Genomic DNA, 10,520 nt, shown 5'->3' on the forward strand with positions numbered 1-10,520 from the left:
TCAGCTCTTCCGTTCCGCGTAGTCCTTGGCGTGGCCCAGTGTGGCGCGGCTGTTGGTGCTCAGCGCGTCGTGCACGTAGGCCCGGGCGTCCGCGACGGTGGCCTGCGCGCCCAGGATCGCGGCGATGTTGGCGGTGTTGATCGACACCGTGTGCTGCGAGCCGGCCTCGGTGGTGCCCCGGCCGGTGTCGGTGAACGTCCACAGGCCGGTGTGCAGCGTCATCAGCGCGGGCAGCGTGACCTGCTTGTACGCGATCCGGTCCGGTGCGAACGCCACCCGGTAGGACTTGGTGGTGTGCACCGAGCCGTCCTTGGCGCGGGTGTCCATCTCCAGGGTCTGCAACCCCGGGGAGGGCTCGCCGAAGCGGACGGTGGCCACGTGCGGCAGCCGCTCGGGCCACCGGGCGGCGTCGTTGACGAAGTCGAAGACGTCCTTGGCGGCGCCCTCGACCTCGACGGTGTCGGTGAAGGAGAAGACCAGGTCCTGTGCCTCGGCGGCGTGCACCCGCTCGACGTTCTCCTTCAGCGCGGCCAGCTCCGAGGTGCTGTTGGTGTCCACCGCCCGGTCGATCCACCGCAGCGACTCCGGGTCGTCGCCGACCGCCCGGTAGTCGTGCAGCAGCCGGACCCGCGCGGCGGCCCCGTCCAGCGGCTCGACGATCCAGGTGCCGCCCATCGCGGCCACCGGCGGGGTGCTGACCTCCTGCCGGAAGGTGATGCGCAGCGCGTCGGGGTCCAGGGTGCGGCGCGACGTCCAGTTCTTGGCCTCGCCGTTCGCGGTGGCCCAGATGCGGATGCGCTCGGTGCCGTGGCCGGTGTCCTCCTGCTCGACGTGGATGGTGGGCGGGAAGATCTGCGGCCAGTGGCGCACGTCCGCCAGCAGCCGGTAGACGGTGGCCGCGGGCGCGGCGATGGTGGTCTCGTGCTCGACCTCGCGTGTCGTCACGGGCACTGCTCCTTGTCCGGTCCTCGTCCGCTGTCCGGACGGTGGTCAGAAGTTGCCGAGGCCGCCGCAGACGTTGAGCGCCTGCGAGGTGATGGAGGCGGCGGTGTCGGAGGCCAGGTAGCCGATGAGGCCGGCGACCTCCTCGGGGGTGCTGTAGCGGCCGAGCGGGATCTTCGCCTGGAACTTCGCCAGGATCGCCTCCTCGCTGGTGGCGTAGGCGGCGGCGTACCCCTGCCGGACCCGCTGCGCCATGGGCGTCTCCACGTATCCAGGGCAGACCGCGTTGACGGTGATGCCGGTGGGCGCCAGCTCGTTGCCGAGCGCCTTGGTGAAGCCGACGACGCCGTGCTTGGAGGCGGAGTACGGGGCGCCCAGCACGACGCCCTGCTTGCCCGCGGTGGAGGCGACGTTGATGATGCGGCCGTGGCCGCGCTCCCGCATGCCGCCGGTGGTCAGCACCTCGCGGCTCATCCGGAAGACGCTGGTGAGGTTGGTGTCGATGACGTCGTGCCACAGGTCGTCGGCGATCTCCGCGGTGACCCCGCCGCCGGACCGGCCGGCGTTGTTGACCAGCACGTCGATCCGGCCGTAGGTGTCGACCGCGGCCTGTACGAAGGCGGCGACCGAGGCGCCGTCGCGGACGTCGAGCACCTGGCCGGCGGCCTCGCAGCCGTCGGCGCGCAGGGACTTGACGGTCGTCTCGACGTCGGAGCCGGTACGCGCGCCGAGGAACACCCGGTGCCCCTGCGCGGCCAGCAGCCGGGCGGTCGCCAGGCCGATGCCGCTGGTGGCACCCGAGACGAGCGCGACACGGGAAGTGGACTGTGCCATGGCGTTGGTCCTCTCAGGCGGCGCGGCCGGCGGCCAGCAGCTCGTTGACGGTGCTGATCAGCTCGCGGGGGGTCAGGGCGTCGGTGAGGATCTCGTCGTCGAGCGCGATGCCGTACTCGCGCTCGATGCAGCCGCCCGTCTCCAGCAGCGCCAGCGACTCGTAGCCCAGCTCCTCGAAGGTGGTGTCGAGGATGTCCTCGTCCAGGTCGAGGCCCTCCTCGGCGCCGGCGGCCTTCAGGAGGATGTGCTTGAGGTCCTCGAAGGTGAACTGGCGGTCCGTCATGTCGATATGTCTCCTTCGTCTCGGGGTGGCGGGGCCGGCGGCCCGGCCGCTCAGGCCGCGGCGCGCACCACCACGGCGGAGTTGAAGCCGCCGTGGCCGCGGGCCACCACCAGTGCGGTGCGCAGCCGCGCGGCCCGCGGCTGGTGCAGCACCAGGTCCAGGTCGTACTGCGGGCAGGGGTCCACATGGACGGTGGGCGGGATGACCCCGGCGCGGATGGCCAGCAGCGCGCAGGCGACGTCCAGCGGCCCGGCGCCGGAGTACAGCCGGCCGGTCATCGTCTTGGGCACGGTCACCGGGACCGCGCCGGACCCGAAGACCGCGCTGATCGCCTCGGCCTCGGCGCGGTCCAGCTCCGGCACGCCCGCGCCGTCGGCGAAGACCACGTCCACCTCGCCCGGCGCGGTGCCCGCGTCCTGAAGCGCGACACCGATCGCGGTGCGCAGGGTGGGGCCGCGGCCGCTGCCGGGCGGCGGGTCGAACGTCGTGCCGTACCCGGCGATCTCGCCGTACACCCGCGCGCCGCGCGCCGCGGCCGCCGCGGCGGACTCCAGGACCAGGATCGCCCCGCCCTCGCCCGGCACATAGCCGTGCGCGTCGCGGTCGAACGGCGTGTACGCGCGGGTCGGTTCGTCACTGGTGGCCAGCCGCCCGCCGGCCAGCTGCGCCACCCAGCCCCACGGGCACAGCGACGCGTCCACCGCGCCGCTCACCACCAGCGGCGTGCCCTTGCGCACCAGCCGCCTGGCCTGCGCCAGCGCGTCCAGGCCGCCGGCCTGGTCGCTCACCACGACCCCGCTGGGCCCCTTCATCCCGTGCCGGATGGAGATCTGGCCGCTGTTGACCGCGTAGAACCAGGCGAACGACTGGTAGGCCGAGACGAACTGGCTGCCCCGCGACCACAGTTTGCGCAGCTCGCCCTGGCCGAACTCGAAGCCGCCCGCGTGGCTGGCGGTCACCACCCCCATGTCCAGCGGGTCGAACGACGCCGGGTCCACCCCGGCGTCCGCCAGCGCCCAGTCCGCCGCCGCCAGCGACAGCCGGGTGACCCGGTCGGTCTGCGGCAGCAGCCGGCCTGGCAGGTGGTCGGCGGCCTCGAAGCCCGGTATCTCCCCGGCCAGCTGCGCCGGGTAGCCCGACGGGTCGAACCGCGTGATGCGGCCGATGCCGCTCTTCCCGCCGCGGGTGGCCGCCCAGTAGTCCGCGGCGCCCAGCCCGTTCGGGGCGGCGACGCCCATCCCGGTGACCACGACCGACGTCATACGGTGCTCCTTCGCGCGCCGGTGAGCACCATGGCGCTCTGGAACCCGCCGAAGCCGCTGCCCACCGTCAGCACCGAGCCGACCGGCTGCTCGCGTGCCGTCAGCGGCACATAGTCCAGGTCGCACTCCGGGTCGGGGGTGTGCAGGTTGGCGGTGGGCGGCACCACGTCGTGCTCCATCGCCAGCGCGCACGCGGCGATCTCGATGGAGCCGATGGCGCCCAGCGAGTGGCCCACCATCGACTTGATCGAGCTGATCGGCGTGCGGTACGCGTGCGCGCCCAGGCTCTTCTTGAACGCGGCGGTCTCGTGCCGGTCGTTCTGCCGGGTGCCGGAGCCGTGCGCGTTGACGTAGTCGATGTCCTCCGGCGCGGTCCTCGCCTCCTCCAGCGCGACCCGGATCGCCTCGGCCATCTCCGCGCCGTCCTTGCGCAACCCGGTCATGTGGTAGGCGTTGGAGCGGGTGGCGTAGCCGGCGACCTCGGCGTACACGTGCGCGCCGCGCCGCCGGGCGTGCTCCAGCTCCTCCAGCACGAAGAACGCCGAACCCTCGCCGAGCACGAAGCCGTTGCGGGTGCCGTCGAAGGGGCGCGAGGCGTGCTCCGGGTCGTCGTGCCGCGGGGTGGTCGCCTTGATCGCGTCGAAGCACGCCATCGTGATCGGCGAGATCGGGGCGTCCGCGGCCCCGGCCACCATGACGTCCACGGCGCCCTCGCGCACCAGCTCCACGCCGTAGCCCACGGCGTCGATACCCGAGGTGCACCCGGTGGAGACCACCGTCGCCGGCCCCTCGGCGCCCACCGCCCACGCCACCTCGGCGGCGAAGGAACTCGGCGCCAGGTAGTCGTACAGGTGCGGCACGGCGTAGCGGTGGTCGACCAGGTCCAGCCGGCCGCCGTCGCTGACCACGCGGTACTCCTCGTCGAGCCCCATGGTCGCGCCCACCGCGCTGCCGACGACCACCCCGACCCGGTGCGGCGCCAGCGCCGTCGGCTCGGCGCCGCTGTCGGCGACCGCGCCGCGCGCGGTGACCACGGCGAACTGCGCGGCGCGGTCCATCCGCCGCACCTCCTGCGGGCTGAGCCCGTACGCCAGCCCGTCGAAGTCGGCCTCGGCCGCCACCCGGGAGCGGAACGGCGACGGGTCGAAGAAGGTGATGCCGCGGGTGGCGGTGCGCCCCTCGCTGATCAGCGCCCAGAAGTCCGCCCGGCCCAGGCCGCCCGGGGCGAGCACCTCCAGCCCGGTGATGACGACCCGACGCCCCGTCATGCGCCGGCCTGCCAGTGGTAGAAGCGCGTGGCCATGGCGTCGGCGGGGGAGCGCCAGGTCGCCGGGTCGTAGGCGCCGATGAAGGGCTTCAGGTCCGCGCTGATCCCGACGAACCGCGGGTCGTCCTTGGCCGCCTCGATCCGCGGGCCGCCGTCGTCCGACGCGAAGTCCTGGAGGTGGAAGTACAGCCCGCGGTAGGCGAAGAGCTGCCTGCGCCGGGTCCCCATCCGGTGGGGCATGTCGGTCTCGTCGAACTCGCCGAACAGCCGTGCGACATCGCGGCTGGACTCGATGGCCATCCGGGCCACGATCAGCGTGCTGTGCATACCTGGCTCCTTGCGGTCGGCACGGGACGTTCCTGGGCGTTTCTGGGCGTTCACGGGGGTGCGCGGGGGTGCGGGTGGGGTGCGCGGGGTGCGCGGGGCGGGCCGCCGCCGGGACCGGACGGGTGCGGCCCGGTCCCGGCGGGGGAGCGGCGCCGGGGGAGCGGCGCCGGGAAGCGCCGGTGCTACTCGCCGGCCGCGCGCGTCTGCACCACGCGGTAGCCGTTCCAGTCGCTCTCGGTCGTCAGCGCCGCCACGCGCGCCTCGGACTTCAGCCGGGCCTCGGACTTCTCCGCCTCCGGCGCCGCGCGGAACGCGTCGTAGGCGTCCTTGCCGTCCCACTGCGAGTAGACGACGGCGAAGGGACCGTCCAGGAAGCGGGCCCGCAGCCCCTTGAAGACGCTGTGCGAGCGGTAGCCGGGCACGTCGGCCAGCCAGGCGCGGCCCTCGCCCAACTCGGTGACCAGGTCCTCGTGGTCGCCCTCGGCGACCTTGAAGATCTCGATCACGGTGTAGTCGTCGCGGTCGGGCGAGATCTCGGTGGTCGCGCCCTGCGCCGGGTGCCGGTGGGTGTAGACGATCCGGCACTGGAGTAGCCGGATCGAGGTGGTGATCTCCTGGAAGACCGGCATCGTGCGGTGCTTGAACTCCTCGCCCGCGTACCGCTTCTCCAGGTCCTCGCCGCTGCGCCACTGGATGAAGTTGGCGGTGCCGGGGCTCTCCTGCCCGGCGTGCACCGTGGAGGAGATCCAGCCCTCGTAGGCCGCGGCGTTGACGATCTTGCCCATCTCCTGGAGCAGCGTGTCCTGCTTCGCCGGCTCGTCGGTGGAGAACAGGTTCAGCACGGTCAGGTAGTCATCGGCAGGGGAGATTCGGGGCATGGCGTGGTCACTTCCTGGGAGAAGGGAGGAACAGTCGAAGAACGGGGAGGTGCGGGGAGGCGCGGGGAGGCGTGGGCAGGGCCGGCCGGCTCAGGCGCCGGGGCCGAACCAGCGCTCCAGGGACTCGGGCAGCGCGCTGCCGTCCTGGTCGGGCGCGACCCACGCGACGTAGCCGTCCGGCCGCAGCAGCAGGGCCTCGACGTCGGGCAGGTGCGCGGCGCCCTCCGCCCGTACGGTGTCGACGCGGTCCGCCCACGGCTTGGCCGCGGTCGGCAGGGTGCCGTCGCCGCCGAGGTCGAGCAGCACGCCCCGGCCGGAGTGCAGCAGTGCGTGCACGCTCGTCCGCGGCCCGCCGCCGCCCGGTTCGCCGGTCAGCTCGCCGTCCGGGAGCCGCCGGCCGAGCAGCGGGTGGCCGCCCGGCCCGACGTCGTGCCGGATGTCGAGGCCGGTGACCATGCCGACGAGGCTGCGCTGCACCGACTCGAACCGGCTGAGTTCGGCGAAGACGTCGGTCAGCGGGGTGATCTCCTCGCCGCCGAGGTAAAGGGTGCGCTGGGCCAGGGTGTTGGTCAGGATGCGGGCGCCGACCGGGTGCCGCTCGGCGTGATACGTGTCGAGCAGCCCGTCCGGGGCCTGCCCGGCCAGGACCAGCGCCAGCTTCCAGCCGAGGTTCACCGCGTCCTGGACGCCCGCGCTCATGCCCTGGGCGCCGATCGGCAGGTGGACGTGCGCGGCGTCGCCCGCCACGAACACCCGGCCGCGCCGGTACTGCGCGGCCTGCCGGCTGACGTCGGTGGTCGAGCTGACCCACGACGGCTCGGCCGCGCCGATGTCCTCGCCCGACAGCTTCAGGAAGGCGGCGGCGACCTCCGCGAACGTGATCGGCTCGCGGCTCGCGCGCAGCGGCTCGTCGCGGTCGTAGTAGATGATCCGGCAGCGGTCCGGGCCGAGCGGCAGCACCATGACCATGCCGCCGGGGACACGCTCGCCGGAGAACCGGGGCCGCAGCGGCACCCCGGAGATGTCGGCGAAGCGCAGCTCCACCGTCGGCTCCGTGCCGGGGAAGTCGATCCCGGCGCAGCGGCGTACGGTGCTGCGGGCGCCGTCGCAGCCCACCACGTACCGTGCGCGCAGCCGCCCGCCGTCGAAGGCGCCGCCGCCCGAGGTGTGCACGGTGACGCCGTCCGCGTCCTGCTCCAGGCCGGTGACCTCCACGGAGCGGTGCGTGACCGCGCCCTGTTCGGCCGCCCAGCCCGCGAGCACGGCCTCGGTGCGGGACTGCGGGATGCCGCGCGCACCGTAGGAACCGCCGGGCAGCACCCGGTAGTCGAGCGGGACACCGCCGAAGTGGCCGACCGGGATGACGTCCACCCCGCCGAGCCGGGCCAGCAGTCCGCGCTGCCCGAACTCCTCGATGGTGCGCGCGGAGAAGCCGAGCGCACGTGACTGCCGCATCGGTTCGGCGAGCCGGTCGAGCACGGCCACGGAAATTCCGTGCAGCCCGAGTTCACCGGCGAGCATCAGTCCGGTAGGACCGGCGCCCACGACGATCACGTCCGCGTCATAATTGTCCATCGTCGCCCATCCGCCCTCTTCTGGTTGATGTCCCCATGAGTATGGGGAGCGCCGCATCGGGCGGTAAAGGGAGTTCAGGACAGGTCTTCTGCACGCCACTACAGAATTGCGCCGCCAATGTCAGATCTTCGCAGGCGCACTTGGTCGGACCGGCCACGGCGGACCATCCTCAGGCATGACCTCGACTCACGTGGAGAAATTCGCACCGGAAACCGCCGACGCCGCCGCGGTGGGCGCGCTGCTCGACCGCTACCTGGTGGCGCTCGACAGCGGAGAACTCGACGACCCGTGGGCGCACGGACTGTTCACCGCCGACGCCGTCGTCTCCTTTCCGATGAGCACCTACGAGGGAATCGTGGGACTCGCGGAATGGCACCGGCACGCGCTGGAGAAATTCGCCCGCACCCAGCACCTGAATTCACCGGCGGTGGTGGACTGTTCCGGCGCGCAGGCGACGCTGCGCGCCGCGCTGGTCTCCACCCACGTCCACCACCCCGGCGACGAGCACGCCGCGCTGTTCGTCACCGGCACGTCGGTGGCCGGCCGGGCGCGCCGCACCCCGGCCGGCTGGAAGCTCACCCGCCTGTCGTTCGACCTGGTCTGGCGGCAGGGCAGCCCGGTGCCGCCCGCTCGCTGAGACCGGCGCCGCCCGGCAGGCGGGACGGTTCCCACCTGCCGGGCGCAGCTCAGCAGTTGAGGCTCAGCACCCGGTCCACCGCGATCTCGAGGACCACCCGGCCCGGCGGGGCGGGCGGCGCCGACCAGTAGCGCTCCGCGTAGCGGCGCACCCCCTCGGCGACGCGCTCCGGGGCGTCGAGCACCTGGGCGCTGCCCTCCAGGGTGACCCAGCGGAAGCCGTCCACCTGGCAGAGCCCGACCCGGGCGCCGGGCGCGGCCAGCACGTTCCTGACCTTGCGGGTGGTGCGCACCGTCAGGACGCGGGCGAGCCGCGCCCGAGGGTCCCAGGTGAACCGCACCGGTGCCAGGTGGGGCGAGCCGTCCGGTCTCAGCGTGGTCAGCACGGCCGTGTGCGGCTGTGCGAGGAACGCGTCGACCGCGGACGTCACCGCCGTCGCGCGGCCGCGCCGCGGGGGGAGCGTCATCGTGTGGGATTCCCCTTCCGGTTTGCCGGAGCCCGGCCGTGCCGCGCTCCTCACACCGCTTCCTGCCGGCTCCTGAGCCGCTCGGCGAACTGGCTCCACTCCTTGCTGATGCTCTCGGCGATCGGCGCGATCACCCCGAGCCAGTGCGGCGGCACCGCGCCGATCAGCTCCTGCCACCGGTCCGGGTCGGACGCGTGGAAGGCCATCCACTGGAGGAACTCCTTGCCGCCCTCGGTGTAGCGCACGCACGGGTCGCTGGCCACCTTGGCGGACACCGCCGCCCAGCCCAGCGGGATGCCGGCGGGCTCCCGGCAGCGCTCCCGCGACCCGTCCGGGTCGGGCAGGGCACGCACGAGCGGTACGGCGGCGCGGTCCGGTGCTTCCGCCGGGTCCGCCGGGTGCGGGGCGCCGTCCGCGTAGGGCGCGGCCGACGCGGAATCCGGCGGTCCGGCGGGCGCCCGGCCCCCGTCAGGCTCGGGCGGTGCCCCGCCGCGCAGCCGGGTCCTGACGTCGTGGACGGTGCCGACGGACACGTCCGTCTCGCGGGCGACCTCCCGCAGCGTGGCCTCCGGGTGGGCCCGCAGGTAGGCCGCGGCCCTTCGCCGGCCCTCCCCGGCCACCACCGAGCGCAGCCGCCCGTCCCGGCCGAGCCGCTTGCCGCCGGGCGGCGCGGTGCCGGCCGTCCGGCCGCGCAGCGCCGCGACGGTCTTGCCGCTCAGCCCGGTGAGCCGGGCGATGGCGCGGTCGGACCAGTCGGGGTGGGCGGCCAGCACGCGCGCGGCACCGGCCATGCGGTCCGCGCGCGACAGCGGCAGCCCGTGCGCGCTGTTCGCGCGCATCGCCAGGACCAGCGCCTCGGCGTCGGTGCACTCCACGAAGCACGCGGAGATGCTGCGGTCGCCGCGGAGCTTGGCGGCCTCCAGCCGGTGCAGGCCGTCGATGACGCCCCAGCCGTTCCTGCGCACCAGGATCGGCGGCAGCTCCGCGTGGTCGGCGGCGTCGGCGAGGAGTTGGACGTGCGCGGGGTCCACCCCGCCCTGGCGCAGCCGCAGTTCGGGCGACAGGGCCCGTACCGGCAGCCGCTGCGCCGGCAGGTTCTCGACGGCCGGCAGGTCCGGGCCGCCGGAGCCGGCGCCTTTCGGGCCCGCGGCCGGTACGGCGCCGTGTCCCGCCCCCGCCGGTGCGCGGCCGCCCGCGATCGCCGTAGCCCGCCCGCCGTTGTCAGCCATCCGCACCGGCCCCCTTCTGTCGCAGTCCCCGACGAGCGTGCCAGCGGCGTCTCTAGCGGCGGTCGAGAGCCGGTTGACGGCCCGCCACCTGCGTGGGGCCGGTCATGCACGCGGTGAGGGTGGTGCCGTCGTGGGGGTCGAGCAGGATGAAGGAGCCGGTGCGGCGCGAGGCGGCGTAGGAGTCGAGCGGCAGGGGTTCGGCGGTGTGCAGCACGACCTGGCCGATGTCGTTGGCGGCCAGGCGGCCGGGGGCGGGGTGCGGCGCGAGGTCGTCGAGGCGGAGCCGGGAGGGGATGTCCCGGACGACCGCCTTGACGGTGCGGGTGCCGTGCTTGAGCAGCACCCGCCGGCCGACGGTGAGCGGCCGGTCGGCGACGTGGCAGGCGGTGGCGGTGATGTCCTGGGTGGTGGCCGGGGCGTGGGCGGTCGGCGCGATCAGGTCGCCGCGGGAGACGTCCACGTCGTCGGTGAGCAGCAGCGTCACCGACTGGGGCGCCCACGCGGTGTCCACGGGGGTGCCCAGCAGGTCGATGCCGCGGATACGGGAGGTGCGGCCGGAGGGCAGCACCGTGACCTCCTCGCCGACCGCGAACGCTCCCGAGGCGATCTGCCCGGCGTAGCCGCGGTAGTCGGGGTGCTCGGCGGTCTGCGGGCGGATCACGTACTGCACCGGCAGCCGGGCCGGGCCGGGCGCCGGGTCCTGGAGCACCTGCACGGTCTCCAGGTGCTCCAGGACGGTCGGGCCGCCGTACCAGTCCATGTTCGCCGACGGCTCGACCACGTTGTCCCCGGCGAGGGCGGAGATCGGGATGGCGGTGAT

The 10,520-nt window shown here is 74.0% G+C and carries 12 protein-coding genes; 1 reads left to right on the plus strand and 11 read right to left on the minus strand.

Annotation, left to right across the window (positions count from 1 at the left end):
- The 8 genes from WA788_RS33245 to WA788_RS33280 all read right to left on the minus strand — a co-directional run bounded on the left by WA788_RS33245 (window position 1) and on the right by WA788_RS33280 (window position 7,368).
- Window positions 1–945 (minus strand): aromatase/cyclase, encoded by a 945-nt coding sequence (locus WA788_RS33245; protein WP_335983954.1) that lies wholly within the window; start codon window positions 943–945, stop codon window positions 1–3.
- A gap of 45 nt (window positions 946–990) precedes the next feature.
- On the minus strand, window positions 991–1,776 hold the full coding sequence (gene fabG, locus WA788_RS33250) for a 3-oxoacyl-ACP reductase FabG (protein ID WP_335983956.1): 786 nt from the start codon (window positions 1,774–1,776) through the stop codon (window positions 991–993).
- Between the two features lie 13 nt (window positions 1,777–1,789).
- Window positions 1,790–2,059: an acyl carrier protein gene (locus WA788_RS33255; RefSeq protein WP_335983958.1), complete on the minus strand. Its 270-nt coding sequence runs from the start codon at window positions 2,057–2,059 to the stop codon at window positions 1,790–1,792.
- A gap of 50 nt (window positions 2,060–2,109) precedes the next feature.
- The gene (locus tag WA788_RS33260; protein WP_335983960.1) at window positions 2,110–3,321 is read right to left on the minus strand and encodes a ketosynthase chain-length factor; all 1,212 of its coding nucleotides are present in this window, start codon (window positions 3,319–3,321) and stop codon (window positions 2,110–2,112) included.
- Window positions 3,318–4,589, minus strand: a complete 1,272-nt coding sequence (locus WA788_RS33265) for a beta-ketoacyl-[acyl-carrier-protein] synthase family protein (RefSeq protein WP_335983962.1) — start codon at window positions 4,587–4,589, stop codon at window positions 3,318–3,320. Before WA788_RS33265 ends, WA788_RS33260 begins: the two co-directional genes overlap by 4 nt.
- Entirely contained in the window at window positions 4,586–4,915 is a 330-nt protein-coding gene (locus tag WA788_RS33270; protein WP_335983963.1) for a TcmI family type II polyketide cyclase, read from the minus strand. The genes WA788_RS33265 and WA788_RS33270 overlap by 4 nt, the downstream gene beginning before the upstream one ends.
- Before the next feature lie 182 nt (window positions 4,916–5,097).
- The gene (locus WA788_RS33275) at window positions 5,098–5,793 is read right to left on the minus strand and encodes an antibiotic biosynthesis monooxygenase family protein (RefSeq protein WP_335983965.1); all 696 of its coding nucleotides are present in this window, start codon (window positions 5,791–5,793) and stop codon (window positions 5,098–5,100) included.
- Between the two features lie 90 nt (window positions 5,794–5,883).
- Window positions 5,884–7,368 carry an FAD-dependent monooxygenase gene (locus WA788_RS33280; RefSeq protein WP_335983966.1) on the minus strand — a complete coding sequence of 495 codons (1,485 nt, stop codon included), beginning with the start codon at window positions 7,366–7,368 and terminating at the stop codon, window positions 5,884–5,886.
- A 175-nt stretch (window positions 7,369–7,543) separates the two neighbouring features.
- On the opposite strand from WA788_RS33280, the gene WA788_RS33285 reads away from it, so the two are divergent.
- Window positions 7,544–8,005: a nuclear transport factor 2 family protein gene (locus WA788_RS33285; protein ID WP_335983967.1), complete on the plus strand. Its 462-nt coding sequence runs from the start codon at window positions 7,544–7,546 to the stop codon at window positions 8,003–8,005.
- Window positions 8,006–8,054: 49 nt separating this feature from the next.
- Here the strand turns inward: WA788_RS33285 and WA788_RS33290 are convergent, their stop codons facing one another.
- The 3 genes from WA788_RS33290 to WA788_RS33300 all read right to left on the minus strand — a co-directional run.
- Window positions 8,055–8,471: a pyridoxamine 5'-phosphate oxidase family protein gene (locus tag WA788_RS33290; protein WP_335983969.1), complete on the minus strand. Its 417-nt coding sequence runs from the start codon at window positions 8,469–8,471 to the stop codon at window positions 8,055–8,057.
- Window positions 8,472–8,521: 50 nt separating this feature from the next.
- The gene (locus WA788_RS33295) at window positions 8,522–9,700 is read right to left on the minus strand and encodes a ParB/RepB/Spo0J family partition protein (protein WP_335983971.1); all 1,179 of its coding nucleotides are present in this window, start codon (window positions 9,698–9,700) and stop codon (window positions 8,522–8,524) included.
- A 52-nt stretch (window positions 9,701–9,752) separates the two neighbouring features.
- Window positions 9,753–10,520: elongation factor 1-alpha C-terminal domain-related protein (locus WA788_RS33300; RefSeq protein WP_443034134.1), on the minus strand; the 768-nt coding region annotated here is incomplete at its 5' end.

This window comes from Streptomyces sp. CA2R106 (assembly GCF_037034245.1).
Taxonomy (GTDB): Bacteria; Actinomycetota; Actinomycetes; order Streptomycetales; family Streptomycetaceae; genus Actinacidiphila.